General features: G+C 65.1%; 12 protein-coding genes. 3 read left to right on the forward strand and 9 right to left on the reverse strand.

Annotation, left to right across the window (positions count from 1 at the left end):
* Positions 1-6 precede the first annotated feature (6 nt).
* The 3 genes from HHL15_RS01395 to HHL15_RS01405 are packed head-to-tail and all read right to left on the reverse strand — an operon-like array spanning position 7 to position 4,529.
* Complete coding sequence (locus HHL15_RS01395) at positions 7-642, reverse strand: response regulator transcription factor (RefSeq protein WP_169144022.1); 636 nt, start codon at positions 640-642, stop codon at positions 7-9.
* Positions 639-1,970 carry a sensor histidine kinase gene (locus HHL15_RS01400; RefSeq protein WP_169144023.1) on the reverse strand — a complete coding sequence of 444 codons (1,332 nt, stop codon included), beginning with the start codon at positions 1,968-1,970 and terminating at the stop codon, positions 639-641. The genes HHL15_RS01395 and HHL15_RS01400 overlap by 4 nt, the downstream gene beginning before the upstream one ends.
* Before the next feature lie 54 nt (positions 1,971-2,024).
* Positions 2,025-4,529, reverse strand: a complete 2,505-nt coding sequence (locus HHL15_RS01405) for a TonB-dependent receptor (RefSeq protein ID WP_169144024.1) — start codon at positions 4,527-4,529, stop codon at positions 2,025-2,027.
* A 305-nt stretch (positions 4,530-4,834) separates the two neighbouring features.
* Between HHL15_RS01405 and HHL15_RS01410 the strand changes: the two genes are divergently transcribed.
* Genes HHL15_RS01410 through HHL15_RS01420 form a run of 3 tightly spaced genes read left to right on the forward strand, consistent with a single transcriptional unit; the run spans position 4,835 to position 6,774 of the window.
* On the forward strand, positions 4,835-5,590 hold the full coding sequence (locus HHL15_RS01410; RefSeq protein ID WP_235943163.1) for an energy transducer TonB: 756 nt from the start codon (positions 4,835-4,837) through the stop codon (positions 5,588-5,590).
* A gap of 36 nt (positions 5,591-5,626) precedes the next feature.
* Positions 5,627-6,355: a MotA/TolQ/ExbB proton channel family protein gene (locus tag HHL15_RS01415; protein ID WP_169144025.1), complete on the forward strand. Its 729-nt coding sequence runs from the start codon at positions 5,627-5,629 to the stop codon at positions 6,353-6,355.
* Positions 6,352-6,774 (forward strand): ExbD/TolR family protein, encoded by a 423-nt coding sequence (locus HHL15_RS01420; RefSeq protein ID WP_169144026.1) that lies wholly within the window; start codon positions 6,352-6,354, stop codon positions 6,772-6,774. Before HHL15_RS01415 ends, HHL15_RS01420 begins: the two co-directional genes overlap by 4 nt.
* 101 nt (positions 6,775-6,875) lie before the next feature.
* Here HHL15_RS01420 and HHL15_RS01425 read toward each other — a convergent pair whose 3' ends face one another.
* The 6 genes from HHL15_RS01425 to HHL15_RS01450 form a co-directional block, all read right to left on the reverse strand.
* On the reverse strand, positions 6,876-7,643 hold the full coding sequence (locus HHL15_RS01425) for a substrate-binding periplasmic protein (RefSeq protein ID WP_169144027.1): 768 nt from the start codon (positions 7,641-7,643) through the stop codon (positions 6,876-6,878).
* Positions 7,640-9,268 (reverse strand): ATP-binding protein, encoded by a 1,629-nt coding sequence (locus tag HHL15_RS26850; protein WP_169144028.1) that lies wholly within the window; start codon positions 9,266-9,268, stop codon positions 7,640-7,642. The genes HHL15_RS01425 and HHL15_RS26850 overlap by 4 nt, the downstream gene beginning before the upstream one ends.
* 35 nt (positions 9,269-9,303) lie before the next feature.
* On the reverse strand, positions 9,304-10,848 hold the full coding sequence (locus HHL15_RS01435; RefSeq protein ID WP_169144029.1) for a DUF3369 domain-containing protein: 1,545 nt from the start codon (positions 10,846-10,848) through the stop codon (positions 9,304-9,306).
* Positions 10,849-10,989: 141 nt separating this feature from the next.
* Entirely contained in the window at positions 10,990-12,531 is a 1,542-nt protein-coding gene (locus HHL15_RS01440) for a sensor domain-containing diguanylate cyclase (RefSeq protein ID WP_169144030.1), read from the reverse strand.
* Positions 12,528-21,761, reverse strand: coding sequence for a cadherin domain-containing protein (locus tag HHL15_RS01445; protein ID WP_169144031.1), 9,234 nt, complete (start codon positions 21,759-21,761; stop codon positions 12,528-12,530). Before HHL15_RS01445 ends, HHL15_RS01440 begins: the two co-directional genes overlap by 4 nt.
* A 9-nt stretch (positions 21,762-21,770) precedes the next feature.
* Complete coding sequence (locus HHL15_RS01450; protein ID WP_169144032.1) at positions 21,771-22,712, reverse strand: efflux RND transporter periplasmic adaptor subunit; 942 nt, start codon at positions 22,710-22,712, stop codon at positions 21,771-21,773.
* Positions 22,713-22,716: the final 4 nt, after the last annotated feature.

The raw sequence follows: 22,716 nt of genomic DNA on the forward strand, positions 1-22,716 counted from the left end.
GGCCGCTTATTCGCTGCCATCCAGGAGGCCATGGGCCTCCGCGTGGCGGTACATGTCAAGGACCGTCGCCAGGCCGGTCTTCTGCCGGATCCCGGTCTGGTAGTTGGCAACCGTCTTGATGCTGAGGAAGAGCCGCTGGGCGATCTCCTCGACGCTGCGGCCGGCCGCCAGCAGGCGGAATATCTCGAATTCACGGGGCGACAGGCTGGCGTGGATCCCCTCCCCCGCCGGCTCGATGGCCAGGGCCACGTCCGGCGACAGCGGGCGCTCGCCGCGCGCTACCTGGCGAACCGCGTCGATCAGGGCATCCGGCTCGCTGCTCTTGGTCAGGTAGCCATCGGCGCCCGCCTTCAAGGCCTGGGCCACCATGGCCGGATTGTCGTGCATCGAGAAGATCAGCACCTTGAGGCCGGGCTGGCGCAGCTTGACCCTTGACAGGGTCTCCAGCCCTCCCCGTCCAGGCATCGACAGATCGAGCACCAGCACGTCGGCCGGATGCTCGGCCAGCCAGTGGCAGGTGGCGTCGCTGTCGCTGAAGTCAGCCACCACCTGCATGTCGTCCTCGAGTTCGAGCAGGCGCCGGTAGCCGGTGCGCACCACTGCGTGGTCGTCGGCCAGCACCACCCTCAGGGGCTGGCTCATCCGGCGCTCCCGAGGGGCAGCCTGGCCGACAGCCGGAGGCCGGGCCGAGCCTGCCCGGGAGACAGGGGGCTGACTTCGAGCTGGCCGCCCAGCGCCCAGATGCGTTCCCGCAGCCCGGCCAGGCCGTTGCCATGGCGGATGGCCGCCTCGGGGGCGACAATCCCCACTCCGTCATCACATACGCTCCAGCTCAGCACCGCCGGATCGCCGGCCTCCACCCGCAGTTCGATGGCGACCTTCCGTGCGTCGGCATGGCGGGCGATGTTGGCGAGGGCTTCCTGGGTCATCCGATAGACAAAGAGGCTGGTTTCACGGGGCAGTTCAAGGTGGCCGGGATGGATGTCGAGGTGGAACTCCCGGCCCGGCAGGCGTGCATCCTGCCAGCTTTTTACCAGTTCTTCGAGCAGGCCGCCAATGGCCAGCCTGTCGGCTTCGCCCAACGCGTCCGCAACGGGCTGCAACTGGTGCAGAAGCCCCCGCAGGGATTGATGGAGAGTCAGGGCCTGGGCTTCCATGTCGCGCACCGCGGCCTGCAGGGAAACGTCCTTGGCGGTGCGTCGTAACAGGTAGGCCACGTTGGCGCGCAATGCGGTGAGCGCCTGCCCGAAGTGCTCCTGGAGGGATAGCGCCAGCCGGGCCCGCTCGTCCTCCTGCAAGGTCATCAGGCGCACGGAGAGCTGTTTCTGGCGTGCCTCTGCGGCGCCCAGGGCCTCGGCCAGATGGTTCAGCGCGCCGGCCACGTGGTCGAGCTCGCGGACCGGAAGGCGCGGCAGGCGGGCGCTGAAGTCCTGGCGACGGAATGCGGCGATGGCGCCGAGGATGGCGCGCAGCGGGCCGAAGGCGCGGCGCACCACCCAGTAGGAGCCAAGCAGCATCGCCAGCCCGTAAACGAGGAAAAGCCCGGTCATCCCGAGGATGTCGGCCAGGGCTTCCCGCTGTTCACTGAGCGGATCGGGGATCAGGACGGCATTGAAGGTCTGCCCATCCTCCCTGCGCAGCACCAGCCGGGCGCCGCCCTCCCCCGCCGGGATGGGGCTGGCCGCCGGGACCAGGACCTGCCCCTGCCCGTCCTCGATCTGGAAGGTCAGGTGGCGCAAGGCCTCGCTGCGGCTGATGGCTTGCAGCGCCTCGAGATTTTGTGGGAGGGCGTCGGTACTGCCGCGTTGAAGGCCCGACAAAGCCTCGAGCAATCGTGCGACCTCACGGGCGCCGTGGTTTTCCTGGCGGATGTCCGCACTGGCCCGCCAGCTGGCGAGCAGCACGGCGACGCTGAGGCTGGCCAGAAATATCCAGGCCGCGCGCCGTACCAGCAGGCGGGTCAGGTCCATGGGGAGCGCTCCCGGTCAAGCCGCCTGCCGCACGGCAGGCGGGATTGGATCAGGTCAGAGGCTGTAGCGCACGCCGACCCACACGGTGCGCGGTGCCCCCGGTGCATAGAAGGTCGAGCCCACCTGGGGATACTCCCCATTCACCGCGCCAAAGGGACGCGCCACAAGAGCACTGCCGTCTGCGTTGAAGCCGGTCGAGCCCAGCTGGGCACCTGTGGTGTATTGGCGATCGAAGAGGTTGTTGATCTGGCCGAACACCTGCAGGCGGCGGTCCACCTGGTAGCGGGCGTTGAGGTTGAACACCGCGTAGCCGCCGGAGCGGCCGGAGCCCACGTAATAAGTGCCGTCAGGCTGATGCTGGTTGTTCTCGTTGCCACGGGCATAGGAGCCGGATACGCCGACCAGGTCGGTACCCACCGAGAAGGCGCTGGTGATCCGGTAAGCCGCCGAGGCCTTCACGATGTGCCGTGGGGTCAGCGGAATACGATCCCCCTTCCGCACGTCGATGGTCCCTTCCATGCCGGGGCCCTCTTCGTTGGTGCTGTTGCCGGTCCCGCCCACTTCCTCGGCGGAGCGGTAGGTGGCATCCAGGAAGGTGTAGGACAGGGCCAGGCTGACGGGACCAAGGGCGGTGCTGGCACCGGCCTCCACACCCTGCCGACGGGTCTTGCCGAAGTTCTTGAAGTAGCCGTAGCCCAGCTGTTCGTCGGCGACGAACAGGATGTCGTCATGGTTGGTGGCGCGGAAGACCCCGAGGTTCCAGTGAGTCACGGTGTTCAGCTGACCACGCAGGCCCACATCCCAGGTCTTGGTCACGACCTGCTTGAGCGGCGGATCACCGGCCATCGCGTTGGGCAGCTTGCACGGGTTCTCCGGGTTGGCACAGCCCAGCTCGATGGAGGTCGGGGTGCGGCTGCCTTCGCTGTAGCCGGCATAGGCGTTCCAGCTGCGCGACGGAGTGAAGGTCAGCCCCACCGCGGGGTTGAAGCGGCTGAAGCTGTGATTGCCATCGAGCGAGTCATCGCCGCCACCGGGGTTCAGATTGTCCCGGTTCTTCAGCGCCGTACGGTTGTAGCGGCCGGACACGGTGGCGTGCCAGTGGTTGTTGAGGGACAGGGTGTCGGTGGCGAAGACACTGTAAGTGCGGGTGCGACCGTTGAGATTCACCCGGCTGTCGAGCGCCTCCTCGCCTGCGCCAGCATTCTGACTGCCATCCGCCCATGCATCCACCGGCGTCACGCTGCGATCCGGATTGATGTAGCCGTACTGGCCGGACTGCTGGAAATGCAGGTTGCTCTGATCGTAGCCGGCGCCGGCGATGAACAGGTTCTTGCGGTCGCCGAGCTGCCCGCTGATGGAGACCTGCCCCGACATGCCGAAGTTTTCCTGGTCGGTCCGGGTCCGGTTGATCAGACCTGTGCACTTTTCGTTCGGCTCGTCGGCCAGCAAGGCATTGGCCAGGCAGCGCCAGTACGGGAAAGGCGTGTTCGACGCATTGGCACCGCTGGTCGGGAAGCCGGTATAGCCCGCGGCGGCCAGCGCTGCGCGCTCGCCCGCGCTGGGCTGATGGAGCGACTGCGACAGCGCCTCCTCGTTGATGTCGCCGTTGTAGGTCGAGCCGGTGATCTTGCGGTAATAGACGTTCCCCGACACCAGGGCGTTGTCGCTCAGGCTGTGCTTGCCGGTGAGGTTCATGAACAGGGAGCGGTTGCGGGTGATGTCCGGCTGGGTGTAGATGCTGCTGTAGTCATTGGCGAGCATCCGGCCTTCCTGCAGGCCGTTGCCGTTCATGCGGTTGTCGGCGTAAGCGAGCGTCAGGTCCAGATCGCTGCGGGCGTCCTGCCAGCCGAGCTTGCCGAACACCTGGCGGATCGATGACGGCGAGTTGGTACGCCAGCCGTTCTCTTCAAAATGGTTGGCCGTGACGAACCACTCGAGCCCCTGCTCGTTGAAGCCGCCGTGCTCGAATTCGACGGAGCGACGCCCATAGGAGCCGGCCGTGGCCTGCACGGACGTCCCGGCGTGGGTGCGCCCCTCCTTGGTCTGGATGGCCAGGGCGCCACCCAGGGTGTTGAGGCCGAACAGGGGGTTGGAGCCCGGCATGAGATTGATCGAGGCGATCGCCGACTTGGGAATGAGGTCCCAGCTGACCACGTCGCCGAAGGGCTGGTTGACCCGCACGCCATCGAAATACACCGACAGGCCCTGGGCGGTACCCAGCAAGGGCGAAGCGGTATAGCCCCGGTAATTCACATCCGCCTGGTAGGGATTGCCCTGGGTTTCATTGACATGCACGCCGTTGAGGCGGCGGTTGATGAAAGATGAGATGTCGAGCGCCTGGCTGTCATCGATGTCCTTGGCGGTGGCGCTCTGCACCGGCGCGGCAATCTGCTCCACCGGCAGCTCGAGGCCGGGCAGCGGCGTCTGGCCGATGACCGTCACGGTCGGCGTGACCGTCATCGGATCATCGGCGGCCTGGGCGTGGCCGGCAAACAGGGCGGCAAGCGCCACGGCGAGGGGGCGGACCCGGCTACGAGGTTCGGGCTTGGACAGACGCATCGCGGAAAGTCTCCAGATCGGTATTTTTGTGTGGACGGTGCGGAGATTACGAGGGGCGCCCCTCCCGCGCCATGGGAGAAGTTCCCGACGTGACAGGCTGCTGCGGCGCGCCAGAAATTTGTTGCACTGCGACGGTCTTTAGCCTTGACCGGCCTGTAACAAGACAATAAAATGCGAATCGTTCGCATTTGTATTCGCGGAGTTTATCCAGCCCTTCCGCAATCGGTGCCCCTCTCAGCCAGCCAGCACTTGCCCCCAGGGCAATGTCGCAAGCCAGCCAGGACATGCCCTAACTGGAGACCGACATGACGCTTGCCCTCAGTGCGCAGGCCCCTGCTGCAACCGATCAGCCCGCCCGCTCCGCGGTGTTGCCCCGTGCCGGGCTCGTCTCGAACAGCCTGAGGCGCAACGCTACCGGCGTTGGCGTGGCGACCCTCCTCCATGTGGGGATGCTTGTGGCGATCGTTCGCAGCATCGGGGAAAGCACTCCGCCGGTCGTGCCTCCGCAGCCCTTGATGGCGATCTCGCTGGTCACCCAGGCCGAAGAAAAGCCGGCACCCAAGCCCAAGCCGGAGCCGGTCAAGCCCCCGGAAAAGACGGTGAGCAAGACCACCCAACCGAAAAACCAGCCGACACCCCGGGTACAGAGCACCAGCCAGCCGGTTCTCACCTCGGCGGCAACGGCGACCAATCCGGTCGAAATCACCGCCCCTGCCGCGGCCGCAGCCCCCACGCCACCGGCTCCGACGCCCGCCAGGGAGGCCCCCGTCGCGGTCGTGGCGCCGCGCTTCGATGCGGCCTACCTGGCCAATCCCATCCCTGAATATCCCAGGCTGTCCCGCCGTATGGGCGAGGAAGGCCGGGTGATGCTGCGCGTCCATGTGGGGGCCGACGGCAAGCCCCTGGAGGTCACCATCGCCAAGAGCAGCGGCTACCCCCGCCTCGACGACGTGGCCCGCGATACGGTGTTGCGCAGCTGGCGCTTTGTGCCCGCCCGCCAGGGCGACCAGGCCGTGGCCGGCACGGTGCGCGTCCCCATCGACTTCACCCTCGACTCCTGATCAATCCGCCTTCCAAATCCCCCAAAAGGAACTTCCATGAACGAACATACCTTCAGTCTCGGCCAGATCTGGTCCCAGGGGGACAGCGTCTCCCACGCGGTGGCCATCATCCTGGTCATCATGTCGCTGGCCTCCTGGTCGGTCATCCTGGTCAAGGCCTGGGGCCTGGTCCAGCTGCGCCGCATGAGCGCCGGCGCCAAGCAGTTCTGGCACACAACCAGCTTTGACGACGGCATGGCAGCGCTCACCCCGGCTTCCGCCGACAACCCCTTCCGCGACCTGGCCGCCCGCAGTACCGAGGCGGTGAGCCACCACGTCAATCACCAGGACGAACTGCACGGGGTGCTCAACCTGAACGACTGGGTCACCAGCACCATGCGGCAGTCCATCGATGACACCACCGGCCGCATGCAGGCTGGCCTGTCGATCCTCGCCTCGGTGGGGGCGACCGCGCCCTTTGTCGGCCTCTTCGGCACGGTGTGGGGCATTTATCACGCCCTGGTGGGTATCGGCGCAGCCGGTCAGGCCACCCTCGACAAGGTGGCCGGCCCGGTCGGCGAGGCGCTGGTGATGACCGCCGGCGGCCTGGCCGTGGCGATCCCCGCGGTGCTCGGCTACAACGCCCTGGTGCGTGGCAACAAGGAGATCCTGGCCCGCCTGAAGCACTTCGCCCATGACCTGCACGCCTATCTCGTGACCGGTGGAAAGGTGCGTCGCCACCCCGCCCGGATCCACCCCCTGCCCACCCGGAAGGAAGCCCAATGAGCTTCAACACCAGCGACTTCGACGATGACGGCGATGTGATGTCGGAAATCAACATGACGCCCCTGGTGGACGTCATGCTGGTGCTCCTGATCATCTTCATCATCACCGTTCCGGTGATCAACCACGCGGTGAAGCTCGACCTGCCCAAGGCGTCCAGCCAGAAGGAGGAGATCAAGCCGCAGAAGATCAACCTGTCCATCAGCGCCGACGGCGCCGTGAGCTGGAATGGCGAAGCGCTGGCAGTGGAGAGCCTGGATGCCCGCCTGGAAGCCAGCGCAGCCCAGCAGCCCCAGCCCGAGCTGCACCTGCAGGTGGACAAGCGCGCGGAATACGACCACGTGGCCCAGCTGCTGTCGGCGGCCAGCCGCCACGGGCTCGGCAAGGTGGCCTTCGTGACGGAGCCCGGCGCAGCGAAGTGATACGAGCCCCCCAAGGCCGGGCTGTGCCCAGCCGTGGGGGACAGGAGAGCCTGGGACGGCCCGGCGTTTGCCCTGGAACTGGCACGGGCTGGCGGTCCTATTCAATCAGCGCCAACGCGCTTGCGGAAATTGCGCAGCATGATGTCGTAGCGGCCGCTGGCTTTCAGTTGCTGCAGACCCTCCTCGAAAACTCCGGCCATCCGCTTGCCGTCGGGATGTGTCTTTGAAAAGGCGATCCAGAAGCCATCCACGCTGATTTGCCCGACCCTCTGGACGCGGCCGCGCAGGGCTGGATCGGCATTGATGCGCAGATAGCCCGGCAAGGTATTGACCAGGGCATAGCGGACACGCCCCGTAGCCAGCATGCGCAATTGCTGTGCATCCGAGGTGGCGGAGAACTTCACAATCCGCTGGTTGTGCATCAGCTCGGTCGGATAGGTGTAGCCGATGGTGATGCTCACCGTCTGGCCCTCCAGATCCTTCAGGGTCAGCTGGTCCTCGCCCAGATCGCTGCGTGCGAAAATCGCAAGCTCTTCTGAGAACATCGGGGTGGCATGCCAATGAAAGGTGTTCCGGTTGCCCTCCACGATGGTCGCATTGAAGCACCCCACGGCACGACCGGTTTCAGCGTAATGGAGACAGCGGGCGAAGGGCACGGTAAGAAAGCGGACCTCCACGCCCTTGAGCTTGAAGGCGGCCCGGACCAGTTCCGGGGTGACTCCCTCCGGACCGGACTTGTCCGCCTTGACCGACGAATACGGCGGCCAGTCGTCCTCCGCCGCGATGACAATAGTCTCTCCGGCCAAGGCGGGCAGGACGGGGAGCAGAGACAGGGCGAGCACGGCCAGCCGCCTGAGAATGCGTTTCATGAGGGGGCTCCGGGAATGGGCGAGGCGCCCGGGCTGCCTGGTTCAAGCGGCAGGCGCCGCGGCAGATCAAGCACAAAGCTGACCCCGGCACCCGGGGCGGACTGGAAGTCGAGACGGCCGAGCAGTTTGCGGGTCACCAGGTTATAGACGATGTTGAGCCCCAGGCCGGAACCACCCTGCCCCCGCCTGGTGGTGAAGAAGGGCTCGAATATGCGCTCGTGCAGCGCTTTCGAGACGCCCACCCCGTTGTCCCGGTATTCGACGACGATCCGCTCGCCTTCCTCCCGGACGGCAATGTGGATCTCGGGATGGCGGACTCCGCTGAAGCCATGGTGCAGACTGTTGATGACCAAGTTGGCCATCACCTGGGTCAAGACACCGGGCAGGCTCCGCATGACAAGACCTTCGGGACACTCGAAGCAGGGGCTCACGCCCCGTTTGGAGGTTTCGGGATGGAGGCTCGCGATCAATGCGTCCATGACCTGGCGGATATCGAATTCGCAGCACGCCTCCGAAACCTGATCCACCGCTGTCCGCTTGAAATCGCGGATCAGGTGGGCGGCCCGCTCCAGGTTCTTGCCGAGCATGGCATTGCCGTCCTCGATGACCTGGAGCAGTTCGGCAAAGTGTTCGCTGGTCAGCGTGCGCGCCTCGAATCCGGCCTTCAGATCAGCCACGGCGTCTCCCAGCACGGATGATGCGGTCACCGCGATCCCCAGTGGGGTATTCACTTCGTGGGCAACCCCCGCCACCAGGCCGCCCAGTGCGGCCAGCTTTTCGGATTCGATGAGGTGATTCTGGGTGGCCTGCAACTGGGAAACGCTTTCAGACAGCGCGCGGGTGCGTTCCGCCACAGTAAATTCGAGGGAGTCGGAGTAGCGCTTGAGCTGGTCTTCCGCCTCCCGGACATGGCGCAGGCTGCTGTCGATGGTCTGCAGGTGGGCGTTGGTCACCTGGACCAGGAGACCGATTTCGTCATCCATGTGTCCGACCGGCTCGCTGAGTCGGGCCTTCTCGGGTGAGTCCACATCCACCTGCACGATCGAATCGATGACGCTGACCAGGGGGCGGGCAACCAGCAGGTAGAACAACACGAGGGTGATGGCGCTCAACAGCAGCGCGTATATCAGGGTGCCGCCCAGCGTGATCTGCATGCGCTCCAGGAAGACGCTGCCATAGTGGTAGGTGTCGACGCTCACCTCCAGCCTGCCGAGAAGCTCGGCCCCCTCCGGAAAGCGGGTGCTCAGATCCCAGCTGTAGTCGCGCCTGGAGCCGAACAGCAGATCACTCACCGATCGGCCCTCCGGGCTGACCATGGGGCGCTCGCGCTGGGCAAACACGCTGCCATCGGCAAGGACGATGCGGATCTTCGACACGGCCGGATGACGCAGGGCACCATTGAGCAGCTCGTGGGCTGTCCCTGGATCCAGGCTGAAGACAATGGCCGTTGCGGGCTCTTTCAGCAGGCTGATCAGGGTCGCCATTTCCGAGTCAGGCAGCTGGCGGGTCTTGAAGTAATCCGATGAGATCTGGATGGCGCTGATCAGTAACCCGAGCGCCAGGGCACTGATCAGCGCAGAACGGATGAGCTTGAAGGACAGGCTGCGCGGAACTGCGATTTTCACGAGTACCTCCCTTTTTTTTCCGGGATGCCTGCTTGTCAGTGAGACTCCTCGTCGGGATAGCGCTGCCGGATGGCAACGAACTCATCGAAATGCTCGATGAAAAGGTCGACCAGGGCCGGATCGAAGTGCCTGCCACGCTCGGCCCTGATGTAGGCGAGGATGTCCGGGTCTGGCCAGGGCTCCTTGTAGCTGCGTCTGGCCCCCAGTGCATCGAATACATCTGCAAGCGCCGTGATGCGCCCGCAGATCGGTATCTGCTCTCCCGTGATTGCAGCCGGATAACCGCTTCCATCCCATTTTTCGTGGTGATGGCCGGCGATCAGCGCACCGGTCTGCATGACTTCCCGGCGGGACCCCTTGAGAATATCCACGCCGTAGTCCACATGCTTCTGCATGATGGCCCACTCCTCCGGGGACAGCTTTCCCGGCTTGTGCAGGATGGCATCCGGAATCGCCACCTTGCCGATGTCGTGAAGCGGCGATGCGAGCTTGATGAGCGACACCTCCCGTTCCGGCAGACCGTATAGCTCAGCCAGCCGCTCGCTGACCAGGGCGACCCTCAACACGTGGGCTCCGGTTTCCCGGCTGCGGGCCTCCACCGCATCCGCCAGGGTGTAGACCAGCTCTTTTGCTGTTTCCTGGAAGTCATCGAACAGGTTGATGTTCTCGAAGGTGATGGCCACATTGCGGATGTAGAGCTCGAGGAGCTGCCGGTCGAGGTCATTCAGAGGCTCGTAATGGGACACGTAGAGCAGGTTGCGGCACCCCCGTTTGCCCTGCATGTAGAGCACATAGGCATCGTCGTAATTACAGGAGCGCTTGAGGGCGATGGCTTGCTTGAAGCGTGCCGCCACCTCGGGCGGCAACTCTTCGTACAGGGCCCCGGTGATGTAGCGCACAAAATCGCCGGTGGCTGCGAGGATCCGGGGCTCTCGCTCGGTGTTGTCCGCATCGGGCAACTCCATGCAGTAGAGCGCCGAATGGCCCAGGTTGAGGAGGGACGTGAGCTGCCCGAGAACCGCTGATGCAAACTGCTTGAAGGTGGTGCTGTTCTGCACCGCCGAGCAGGACTCCAGCACGCGGCTCAAGCCGTCCCGCTGCGCCTCGATGACGCATATGTCCCGGTAGGCGCGCAGGCTCGAATACAACAGGGTGCGCAGCTTCTGCGTGGTGAGCTCGGTCTTTTCCTTGTAGTCGTCGATCTCGTAATCACGAATCACCCGGTCTTCGGGAGCCTGCCCGGCCTGGCCCGTACGCAGCACCAGGCGTGTCTTGCGGTTGTTGCGCACCTCGCGGATGTCATGGATCAGGTCCAGGCCCGCATGCTCGGTTTCCATCACCACGTCGATCAAGGCGAGGGCGATGTCGTTCCGCTGCTCGAAGATCAGCCGGGCCTCCGCTGCCGACAGCGCCGACAGGAGTTCGATCCGCTGCTGCTGAAACTCGAATCCCCGCAGTGCGAGGCGGGTGACCGCGTGAACTTCCGGCTCGTCATCGACGATCAGGATGCACCACCCCGGGGCACGGTCGCCCTCCTCGTTCGAGGCGGGCTGTGAAGGGCTTGGGGCGAGGAAATCCATGGAGGTCTCTCAAGAGATTAAACGGGTTACCTGCGAAACACGATCTTATAGCGAAGTGCTCAAAATGGGTTTCGACGATTTCACGTTGCCGGATGCCGCCTCCTCAACGGACGGATGCCAGCCGGGGCTCAAACGCAGCCATCATGACCCGCCCACCGAACGCTCTCCAGCCCAGACGGAGACCCTGTTGCGACCATTCTGCTTGGACTGGTACAGGGCGTTGTCGGCCTGGTCGATCAATTCCGCCGTGTCCTTGGCGCCCAGCTTGATCGATGCCACCCCGAAACTGGACCGGATCTGGATGCCGGGGATGTCGCGGACCGCCGCTCCGGCGTGGCTTTCGATCGATGCCCTCAGCCTTTCGGCCACGTCCCGGGCCTGCTCTGTGGTCGAACCGGGCAGCAGGATGCAGAACTCCTCGCCACCGTAGCGGCACAGCAGGTCCACCTCGCGCAGTTCGGAACCAAGGCACTTGGCCACCGACTTGATGACCATGTCGCCCACGGTATGGCCGTAGCGGTCGTTGAAGGACTTGAAGTGGTCGATGTCGCTCATGACGCAGCACAACTCGCCATGCTCGCCGCTGATCCTCGCAAAGAGGGGATCAGCCCCTTCGAAGAAGGCCCGCCGGTTGAGGCAGCCGGTCATCGGATCGCGGGTGGCGAGGCGGTACAGATCTTCGTTCTGGCGCCGGATCTCCTCCCTGGAGGCTTCCAGGTCACTCAGGGTCACCAGCAATTGTGCGTTGATCCGGTGCAGCGCGGTGACGTCGGAAAAAGTCACCAGGCAGCCCCGCAGGCGGCCCTGCCCGTCCAGGATGGGGGCGCAGCCGACCAGCACGCGCATCGGCTCGTCGTCTCCGGCGACGGCGATCTCGAGCGGCTCGTCCTGGATCTGGGTGCGCTGCTCCATCGCGCTCAGCCACGGGTAGGGCCGGGTTGCGGCACGCTCCCGGAAGCCGGCCACCAGCCAGTCCAGGTCGGCCACCTTGCGCCCGATCACCTCGTCGCTCGCGGCGGGATGAAACTGCCGGAAAACCCTGTTGACCAGGATCACCCTGCCCTGCTTGTCGAGGATGAGCACGCCTTCGCCCAGCGTGTCGAAAGCGGTACGGACCCGGTCCGGGATGGCCTTGGTTGGATCGAGGTACTCGAGCACCCGCCTCAGGTACAGGTAGAAGGCACCGAAGCTAGCCAGGGCGATGAGCCCCAGGGCCACCACGCTCGGGTAGGACAACCACTCAGCGGCCGTTTCCGGAAGGGCGGGCCGGAAAGCCAGCTCGACCTCGCCCCAGGTCATCCCGTCGGACAACACCGGAACCCGGATCTGGTCGAGGGTGGAGGAGCCGTCTTCCGGGGGGTGCCAGTGAATGCCGTGTTCGCCAGCCTGGGCCAGCACCTCCCCCCGCGCCGGGCGTACCGCGATGGAGCGCAGATCCCGGTGGCGCTCGAGCATCTCGCGCAGGGTGCGGTGAAGCGCTGCAAGGTCTCCGGACTGAAGCAGGCTGGTGCTCTGGATGGCCAGGCTTTCGCTGACCTGCTGCCGGACTTGACGCACTTGTTCAACGCGGTCGGGCAGCAGCCCGAACAGGAGATCCAGGGCAATCAACAAGGACAGCAGCAGCGCCACCAAGCCGAGGGCGATGCGGGCGACCGGGCTCAGGAAAAGGCGCGGAAGCTTCATGACCAGGCCCCGCGATCGTCCACGAGCTCGAACATTTCTTCCACATTACCCTCGTCGGGTGCAGAGCCGGCATCGTCCGCCTCACCCCAGTGCGACTCGTCCTTGTCCTTCGGACCCAGTACCGGCAAAGGGTCGAAGGTGATCCAGGCCGGCGCCGCCATCAGCATGCTGGCAACCAGGCCACTGGCCCGGATTGCCCACCAGATGGTGCCGATGGAGAGCACGAAGCCGCTCATCCTGACCGCCTGCAGGGCGAGCTGGGCATCCGCGTAAGCATTGTCGTCGCGGGGTGACGGCGCAGTGCCTGAGACGAACGCTGCCCGATCGATTCCCTCTCCGCCACCGCCGACGCTGCGCCCGGGCACGTCGCCGGAGAGCAGGAACTCCATCAATGCTCCGCCAATGTCGTGGCCCAGGGTCAACATGATCTGCGCCCGCTCCAGGCGTAGGGTGGTCATGGTGATGATGTGGCGGCCGTTGGGCAGATCCGGCGCAAGCGAAGATGCCATAGGTATGGTCGCCGCAGTGCCATCACCCGCATGGCCCGGCATTTCGGCACCCTGTGCGGCGAGCTCCGGTGCGGCAGGACGCGCAGGGTACGCAGGGGGCGCCAGTGGCGGCGTGACACCCTGTTGTGGCAGCTGGGCCGGCTGTTGCGGCTCTTGAGCCGGCGCGCCCGGCGGAGTTTGCACCGATGGCGGAGTGGGCGTGGAGCCTGTGACCGGCAGGTAGGACATCCCCATGAGCAAGGAGGGACTCGAATCCTGCCCATCGTCGGCGTGAATGCGGACGATGGGCAGGGCAGCGGAATCGTCATGGACAAAGATGACCCTGCCGCTCTCCAGGTCGGCAAGGCTGAACTGGCTGACAGGCGTGCCGGGTGCCGTGCTGTACGCGAAATGGCCGTGCTCCGCCTGGTCGACGACAAGACGGAGCGCGGCTGGCGAGGTATCCACGTCATGGATACGCAACACATTGGCCGGCACGGAAGTCTGCCCACCCTGATTGATCTCCAGTACAGCGGTCGTCAGCACCGGCAGATCATTGAGCGGGACCACATCGATCACCATCGAGTGCCCCTGCCCTGCCAGCCCGCTCGTCTCATCGCGGAGCCGGAAGCCGAAGCTGGTGTAGTCGCTGCCGTTTTGATCCTGGGGCGATAGATAACCAAGTCGGCCACCCACGATATCGGCCTGGCTGATCCATTGGCCTTGTGCCACGGCTTCACCGCCCAGGACAAGCGCGCCCTGCGATGGCAAGACAGTGATCTGTACGGAGAGAGGCTGCTTCGCCGCAGCATCCAGGCCCAGATCCGATGCAGTAAAAATATAGATCTCGTCTTCCCGGACCGACACGCGCCCATCGTTGTCACCCGGTGTCTCGCCCAGATCAGTCACCGAGACTGTGAGCAGGACGGAACTGTCCAGGTTGCCGTCGGATACGGTGAGTACGACCTCGTAGTGGCGATCCCCATCCGCGTCGGCCGGTACCTCGAAGTCCGGCGCGCTGATGAAGCTCAGGGCGCCGGTGTTGGCGTCGATCTGGAACAGCGCGGCGTCGGCACCGCCGCTGATGGCGTAGCTCAGGGGCTGGGCCGGTTGGTCGGCGTCTGTGGCGGTCACGGTGAGGACGGCGGTCGAGTTCTCGGCCACGTTGGCAGAGCGGCTGCTGGTGATCACCGGGGCGTTGTCATTGGTCGGCGTGACGGTGACAGCGATTGCCTGGCTGGTGCTGCCGCCGGCTCCGTCATTGACCTGCACCATCACGTTGTAGACGTTGTTGGCACCTGCATCCGCCGGGGTTTCGAAGTCCGGGGCGCTGATGAAGCTCAGGGCGCCGGTATTGGCATTGATCTGGAATAGCGCGGCATCGCCCCCCCCGCTGATGGCGTAGCTCAGGGTCTGGCCCGGTTGGTCCGCATCTGTCGCCGTTACGGTAAGGACTGCGGTCGAGTTCTCCACCGCATTCGCCGTGGCGCTGCTGGTGATTACTGGCGCATTGTCGTTCGAGTCAGTCACCGTCACGGCAATGGCCTGGTCCGTGGTACCGCCAGCCCCATCGCTGACCTGCACGGTCACGTTGTAGACGTTGTTGCCGCCGGTATCCGTCGGCACTTCGAAGTCCGGGGCGGTGATGAAACTCAGGGCGCCCGTGTTGGCGTCGATCTGGAACAGTGCGGCATCGGCGCCGCCGCTGATGGCGTAGCTCAGGGGCTGGGCTGGTTGGTCGGCATCCGTCGCCGTTACGGTGAGGACGGCTGTGTTGTTCTCGGTAACGCTGGCCGTGGCGCTGCTGGTGATCACTGGCGCGTTGTCATTCGCGCCAGTCACCGTCACGGTAATGGCCTGGTCCGTGGTACCGCCGACTCCGTCGCTGACCTGTATCGTCACGTTGTAGACGTTGTCACCACCGGCATCCGTCGGCGTTTCAAAGTCCGGCGCGCTGACGAAACTCAAGGTGCCGGTGTTGGCGTCGATCTGGAACAGTGCGGCATCGGCGCCGCCGCTGATGGCGTAGCTCAGGGGCTGGGCTGGTTGGTCGGCATCCGTCGCCGTTACGGTTAGGACGACAGCTCCGCCTTCCTGCACGCTGGCCGTGCTGCTACTGGTGATCATCGGGGCGTTGTCATTGGTGGGTGTCACAGTGACAGCGATTGCCTGACTGGCGCTACCGCCGGCCCCGTCGCTGACTTGCACCGTCACGTCGTAGACGTTGTTGCCACCGGCATCCGCCGGCGCTTCGAAGTCAGGTGCCGTGATGAAGCTCAGCACGCCGATGTTGGCATCGATCTGGAACAACGCGGCGTCGGCGCCACCGGTGATGGCGTAGCTCAGGGTCTGGGCCGGTTGGTCGGCATCCGTCGCTGTGACGGTAAGGACTGCTGTCGAGTTCTCCACCACATTCGCCGTGGCGCTGCTGGTGATCACCGGAGCGTTGTCGTTCGAGTCAGTCACCGTCACGGCGATGGCTTGGTCCGTGGTACCGCCTGCGCCGTCGCTGACCTGCACCGTCACGTTGTAGACGTTGTCGCCGCCCGCATCCGTCGGTGTTTCAAAGTCCGGTTCGCTGACGAAGCTCAGGGCCCCCGTGTTGGCATCGATCTGGAACAACGCGGCGTCAGCGCCGCCGCTGATGGTGTAGCTCAGGGTTTGGGCCGGTTGGTCGGCGTCGGTCGCCGTTACGGTGAGGACGGAGGTGTTGTTCTCGGTAACGCTGGCCGTGGCACTGCTGGTAATGACTGGCGCGTTGTCATTCACCTGCGTGACGGTGACAGTGATCACCTGGCTGGTGCTGCCACCCGCGCCGTCGCTGACCTGCATGGTCACGTTGTAGACGTTGTTACCACCGGCATCGGTCGGCACTTCGAAGTCCGGGGCGCTGAGGAAGCTCAGCACGCCGGTGTTGGCGTCGATCTGGAACAACGCGGCGTCAGCGCCACCGCTGATGCTGTAGCTCAGAGTCTGGGCAGGAAGGTCGACGTCCGTGGCGGTGACCGTGAGCACGGCGGTCGTGTTCTCGGCAACGCTGGCGGTGTTACCGCTGGTGATCACCGGGGCGTTGTCATTCAGGTCGGTCACGGTGACTGCGATGGCTTGGCTGCTGGTGCTGCCGGCACCATCAGTCACTTGCACCGTCACGTCGTAGACGTTGTTGCCACCCGCATCCGTCGGCGTTTCGAAGTCCGGGGCGCTGATGAAACTCAGGGCGCCCGTGTTGGCGTCGATCTGGAACAGCGCGGCGTCGGCACCTCCGCTGATGGCGTAGCTCAGGGGCTGGGCCGGTTGGTCCGCATCCGTCGCTGTGACGGTGAGGACGGCTGTGCTGTTCTCGGCCACGTTCGCCGTGGCGCTGCTGGTAATCACCGGGGCGTTGTCATTGGTGGGTGTCACAGTGACAGCGATTGCCTGGCTGGTGCTGCCGCCGGCCCCATCACTGACCCGCACCGTCACGTTGTAGACGTTGTCACCACCGGCATCCGTCGGCGTTTCGAAGTCCGGGGCGCTGACGAAGCTCAGGGCCCCCGTGTTGGCATCGATCTGGAACAGTGCGGCGTCGGCACCTCCGCTGATGGCGTAGCTCAGGGGCTGGGCCGGTTGGTCCGCATCCGTCGCTGTGACGGTCAGGACCGCGATCGAGTTCTCGGCCACGCTGGTAGTGGCGCTGCCGGTGATCACCGGGGCGTTGTCATTCACCGGCGTGACGGTGACCGCGATTGACTGGCTGGCGCTGCCGCCGGCCCCATCACTGACTTGCACCGTCACGTCGTAGACATTGTTGCCACCCGTATCTGTCGGGGCTTCGAAGTCCGGCGCGCTGATGAAACTCAGGGCACCCGTGTTGGCATCAATCTGGAACAGCGCGGCGTCGGTACCGCCGGTGATGGAGTAGCTCAGGGGCTGGGCAGGAAGGTCAACGTCAGTGGCGGTGACCGTGAGCACGGCGGTCGTGTTCTCGGCAAGGCTGGCGGTGGCACTGCTGGTGATCACCGGGGGGTCATTCACTGCACTTGCAGTCAGCGATGCGGTGTCCGTGGCCACGCTGAAGGCCGTCGTGCCGCCATTGCTGCTGCTGTCCGCCTTGCTGCCAGCCGCCCCGCTGCTCTGGTCCCAGGCGCGATAGCTGATGCTGGCAGACGTGCTGTTCAGGCCGTCCGGAACAAAGCGGATCTTGTCTTCAGCCCGCAGCAGCAAGGCGTTGCCATCACTCACGACGCCTACCGCACTCCACGAGGCACCGTCGTTGGTCGAAAATTGCCAACTGCCATTACCGTCCGTTGTGGCCACCACTGCAATGCCCTGCTGGGCTCCGTCATCCACATCGGTCACGCTCGCGCCCAGGATACTGGCCACCGTCTGCCCGCCATTGGACGTCTGGTCCTCGCTGATGCCGGCGAGTACCGGGCTGGCGGGCGTCAACACCGGCGCGTCGTTGACGCCCGTGATCACGGTGAAGCCGTTGGCGGTCTGGCTGCTGAAGGCGGATGTGCCGCCACCGGCATCCGGGCTGACGTAGGAGGGTGCGGCATTGGTGGAGGTGGTCCCGGAACTCATGTCCCAGGCCCGGAACTGGATCGTCGGACTCTCCGCGTTGGCGCCGTCCCCCACATAGCGCAGCCACGAAGTGTCGCTCAGCAGCAGTGCATTGCTGCCCGACACCGCGCCCACGTCGTGCCAGGTCGCCAGGTCGGTGGAGTACTGCCAGGTGCCATTGCCGGTGGTGCCGGTCAGGGCCATGCCGCGTACGGCGCCGGCATCTGGATCGCTCCAGTTGACCGCGCCAATGACGCCGAACACGGGGAAGCCTGCGGAGGCGGAGTCTTCGGGGTAAGCGGCGCCCATCCCGGTGGTGGCACCCTGGGTGATGGTGGGAGCCGTGTTGGCCACCAGCAGGACATTCGCCGAGAACTCGGAAGTGCTGCCGTAGTTGCCCCCGCCCACATCGACCGTGGCGGTGGCGGTGACGGCATGGCCTGCGGGCACCAGCACGCCGCTCAGCATAGCGGTGAAGCTGGCGTCACCTGACGCATCGGTGGTGACTTTGACGAAGCCCAGGTAGGTGCTGGCCTCACCATGGCCACTGGCATCGGCCGTGGGTGACGAGAAGAACTCGATACGGTAGCTGGTGCTGGCCGTACTGTTGAGCGTACCGGTGACGGTGGTGTCGCCGCCGGAGAAGAAGGCGCTCGTGAGCACCGGGTGGTTCTGCAGGTTGTTGGGGCCGCTGTCGGCGTCACCGACATCGTTGGCAGTAACGCCGCTACCGTTCTCCGTTCCTCCCTGCAGATTGATACCCAGGGCGCTGCTGTTGCTGATGCTGTTGCCCAGTATGCTGTTCCCGCTGCCGGCACTGCTTCGGAGGAGAACGCCGTTGCCTGTATTGCCTGCAATCAGGTTGCCAGCCCCCGCAACAACACCCCCGATCAAGTTGCTGTTGGCGTTGGTATCAATGGCAACGCCACCCAGTCCGTTGGCGATGGTGACGGTGCCGGAGATGTCGGTACCGATGTAGTTGCCCTGAATGATATTGCCGCTGCCGCCACTGCCTGAGTTGGCGATATGGATCCCGTATTTGACGACACCGCCAATCACGTTACCCTCGCCCGGGTTTGTGCCGCCGATCAGGTTATTGTTCGAACGGATGTAGATCCCGTCATTTCCAGTGCTGGTCAGGGCTGCCGTTCCGGCGGCATTGAGCCCGATGATGTTCCCCTGGATCACCGTATTGCTGGCGACCTCCCAGAGATCGATGAAATCCCAGACGTCGGTGAGCTTTCCGCTGATCACATTGCCCTGGCCGACCCCGCTGCCGCCGATCGTGTTACCCGGCGAGGCCATCTCGATCTGGATGATGGCCGACCCGACAATCGTCGTGCCTGCGGCGTTGATGCCGAAATAATTGCCGCGGACCAGGTTGCCGGTGGACGTGCCCGTAGACAAGAGGCCGGAATAGTAATTTCCGGCGATCACATTGCGCTCGGCGGCCGTGCTGCCCCCGATGAGATTGTTGTTACCGTTGTTTATCACGATCGGGTTGGTGCTGGTGCCGGCTGGCGCGTCACCCGCGGCATTGGTGCCGAGGTAGTTGCCGGCGATCGTGTTGTTTGAACTGCCGTTTATATAGATGCCGTAGCCGGTGAAGTTCTGTAGATTGAGGCCGCGCAATGTGCTGCCGCTTGACCCGGTGCCGAGCGTCAGCATGTTGCCGATCGAATTGCCGCCATCGATCGCGATCAGGGGCGAGCCGGCATAGCCCGGTTCTGTTGCGCCATTGATGATCACCGCATCGGTAATGCCGGGTAATGCCGACGAGAGCGAGATCGTCTGTACGCCGGAGGCCGAAATTGAGAAGGTGATCAGGTCTGCGAGACTGCCATTGGCGGTATTGTTGGCCGCGGTGATGGCTTCGCGCAGCGACACCTTTCCGTCGGCACCCTTGTTGGCGAGCAGCGTCGACAGGCTGGTGGTGTCCCCGTCTGCGGTATCGGCCGCGGTGTCTACAGTGATCGTACCCTGGGTCTCGGAAAGGGCCACGGCATCGCGGGCGAATTCCGATGTATCGGTGAAGGTGTCGTAAGTCGAACTGGACTTGGTTGCCGTGGCGGAAAGCGTATAACCGATGGGAATTGCAGCGCTCAATGTGCTTGAAAAGGCCGCATTTCCCGAGGCGTCAGTAGCAACGTTGACGAAGCCCAGGTAAATCTGGCCCTCACCGTACCCCGTGCTGCTGGCGCCTGGGTTGGCAAACAGTTCAACGCGAAAGTAGCTGCTGGCAGTGCTGTTGAGGCTGCCGGAAACCGAGACCTGGCCGCTGCCGTCAGTCTTGGCCAGGGTAAGCACCGGGTAGTTCTGCAGATTGTTGGCGCCACTGTCCGCATCAAGGCTGTCGTTGGCCGTTACGCCATCGCCGGCCAGATCGATGCCCAGGGCACCGCTCGCGCTTTTCGTGCCGAAGATGGAATTGCCCAGCAGGGCATTGCCGGTGCCGCTGAGCACGCCGATACCGTCGTTGGCACCACCGCTCTGATTACTGTTGGCCACGATGTTGCCCTGCCCTGCCCCGGTACCACCCACCAGGTTGTTGCTGCCCTGGATCAGGATCCCGTACTGGGACGGCCCCCAGTTGGCAGTGCCGGCCAGGTCGGTGCCGATGCGGTTGCCCTGGATGACGCTGCCCGACGAAGAATTGAGCCAGATTCCGCGGGTTCCGCCGGCGATCCAGTTGTCGAGAATGCTGACGGTTCCCGAGTCGACACGGACACCTGCATCGGAGCCGGACCAGTGGGTGCCCGATGCGGACACTCCGATACGGTTCCCCTGGACCACGTTGCCACTGCCCTGTGAGATATAGACGGGCAAGTTGTTTGCGGAGGCAATCACGTTCCCCGCACCTGCGCCTGCGCCGCCGACCACGTTGTCGCTGGCGTTGCCCTGAATGGAGACCGGGGTCGTTGACGTCGAGAATGCGGTGTTTCCGCTGGCATCGGTGGAAAGGTAGTTGCCCGACACGATGTTACCGTTGGCCGCCGCTCCGAAAATGAGAATGCCGTAGTTCCCGCTCGTCCCTGATGAGATCACGTTCCGATCCGCGGTAGTGTTCCCCCCGATGTGGTTGTTGGCGCCCGCCACGAACACCGTGTAGGAGCTGCTGGTCACGGCGATCTGATTGCCGCTGGCATCCAGCCCGCCCAGGTAATTACCGGCAATCGTGTTGCCGTCCGAGCCGGAATTGATATAGATCGCAGCTGACGTGTAATTGTTGATGACCAGCCCGCGAATGCTCGAACCATCCGCCGTTGCCGCCAGGGTCAGGCCGTTGCCGGTGAGCCCGTTCACGTTGATCACCACGGCAGGCCGCCCGTCATTGGCCGCAAAGCTGTCATCGGTGGTCGCGTCGATCGACACAGTACCGGTGATCGTGGGCAGGATCGTCGACAAGCTGATCGTATGCACCCCGGTGCCGCTGATCGCAAAGTCGATCGAGTCCGCGCCGCTGTTGGCGTTGGCATCAATGATCGCCTGGCGCAGGGAGCCCGCGCCCGAATCCGCCGTATTGCTCACCGTGTAGGTGTTCAGGAGCCCCTGCCAGCGGGCCTGTCCGGCGGCCGACGTGATGCTGGCGGTGTCGACCCGGCCGTGCTGCACTTCAAGCTGCCAGTCGCCCCCCAGCAGGCTGCTCCCCGTAGAGTCATCGCTCGCCGCCACATCGGCGCCGGTGAGCTGGGCCAGGCCATTGATCAGATCCCGTCCGGCCTGGGTGGCGCCCACATCGCAGCCATACAGCAGCAGGTCGGCGTCCGGGGCAAGGACATCGCCCCAGGCGGCGATGTCACCGGCACGCAGCAATAGCGTGTCTCCGTCGAGGCGGGATGCGCCGAGCTGGGCGCTGCCGGCCTCGCCGTGGCCGACGATATGGATCGCCGACACATCACCGCGCCCTTCCAGGCTGCGGCTGATCGCTCCGATTCCATCGTCCGTGGCATCCACCACCACGACCTCGAGCTGCCGCCCGGCCTGCTGCTGGGCGGCGAAGTCGTCGAGGAGCTGCTGGCGGTCCGGGCTGCGGCTGTCCACGAAGACCAGCTCCGTGCCCCGGATATCCGCCGGCGCCGCATCCTGGACTTGGTGGTCGACACCGGCCACCGCGGCCACCAGCCCGGCGGGTCCGGGGTCGGCGGAGTACAGGATGCGCTCATCGAGGGTCTCCAGCAGCGGACGGGGGATGGGCTTCATGGCAGCGGCCTAGCGCCCCTTGTTGAGCGAGGACAGGCCCGGGTCCATCCGCAAGCCTTCGATCGTGCGCCCGGAACCACCTACGGCAGGCGGCAGCGCGGATTCGGCAAAGCTGATCCGGCAGCGCAAGCCGGCGGGCAGGCGGTGCTCCGGGTTGGGCAGGCTGAGGCGCACCCGGAAGGTGTTGCTGGCTGCATCGACGACCCGGTCCACCACCGACACCGTGGCGTCCAGCGGCGCCGCCCCCGGCAGGTCCGGGCGGACGCTGGCCACGTCGCCGGCCCGGATCATGCCGTAGCGGGCGGCCGGCACGATGACCTCCACCCGCAGCGGATCGATACGGGCGACCCGGAACACCGGCTTCTCCTCGACCCGCTCGCCCAGCGACAGGTAACGCTCGACCACCACCCCGTCGAAGGGGCTGCGGATGCTGCGCAGCCCGACCTGGGCCTCGGCGACGCTTACTTCCCGGCCCCAGACGCGGAGCTGCTCCCGGGTCTGGAGCACCTTCTGCTCGGCCACCCTGAGGTCGGCCCGGGCCTGGTCGAGGGCCTGCTGGGCGATGAAATTGCGGGCCACCAGGTCCTCTGCCCGCCGCATCTTCTGCTGGGCCAGCTCACGGCTGGCCTCCGAACTGCGCAGGTCGGCCTCGGTGGATGCGCGGGTCCGCGCCACGTCGGCGGTGGCCCGCTCCAGGTCGCTGCGCAGCTGGGCCAGCACCTGCCCCTTGCGCACGAAGTCACCCCGCTCGGCACGCAGACCGTCGAGCACGCCGATGACCTGGCTCCCCAGGTCGGCCACCTTGTCGGGCTCGATCAGGCAACCGAGAGTGGCCTGGCCGTTGGGCGCGGCCAGCGCAGCCGGACCCGCCGCCTGCCCCGCTGCTGGCGCAAAGACGGCAGACAATGCCGCAACGCCCCAGCCCATGCAGTTGAGTATTTTCCTGTTCATCACA

Origin of the sequence: Zoogloea dura, from assembly GCF_012927165.1 — a bacterium.
Lineage (GTDB): Bacteria > Pseudomonadota > Gammaproteobacteria > Burkholderiales > Rhodocyclaceae > Zoogloea > Zoogloea dura.

Coding starts and splice junctions, on each gene's coding strand:
- HHL15_RS01395 (WP_169144022.1), bottom strand. CDS start 642: ATGAGCCAGCCCCTGAGGGTGGTGCTGGCCGACGACCACGCAGTGGTG.
- HHL15_RS01400 (WP_169144023.1), bottom strand. CDS start 1,970: ATGGACCTGACCCGCCTGCTGGTACGGCGCGCGGCCTGGATATTTCTG.
- HHL15_RS01405 (WP_169144024.1), bottom strand. CDS start 4,529: ATGCGTCTGTCCAAGCCCGAACCTCGTAGCCGGGTCCGCCCCCTCGCC.
- HHL15_RS01410 (WP_235943163.1), top strand. CDS start 4,835: ATGACGCTTGCCCTCAGTGCGCAGGCCCCTGCTGCAACCGATCAGCCC.
- HHL15_RS01415 (WP_169144025.1), top strand. CDS start 5,627: ATGAACGAACATACCTTCAGTCTCGGCCAGATCTGGTCCCAGGGGGAC.
- HHL15_RS01420 (WP_169144026.1), top strand. CDS start 6,352: ATGAGCTTCAACACCAGCGACTTCGACGATGACGGCGATGTGATGTCG.
- HHL15_RS01425 (WP_169144027.1), bottom strand. CDS start 7,643: ATGAAACGCATTCTCAGGCGGCTGGCCGTGCTCGCCCTGTCTCTGCTC.
- HHL15_RS01435 (WP_169144029.1), bottom strand. CDS start 10,848: ATGGATTTCCTCGCCCCAAGCCCTTCACAGCCCGCCTCGAACGAGGAG.
- HHL15_RS01440 (WP_169144030.1), bottom strand. CDS start 12,531: ATGAAGCTTCCGCGCCTTTTCCTGAGCCCGGTCGCCCGCATCGCCCTC.
- HHL15_RS01445 (WP_169144031.1), bottom strand. CDS start 21,761: ATGAAGCCCATCCCCCGTCCGCTGCTGGAGACCCTCGATGAGCGCATC.
- HHL15_RS01450 (WP_169144032.1), bottom strand. CDS start 22,712: ATGAACAGGAAAATACTCAACTGCATGGGCTGGGGCGTTGCGGCATTG.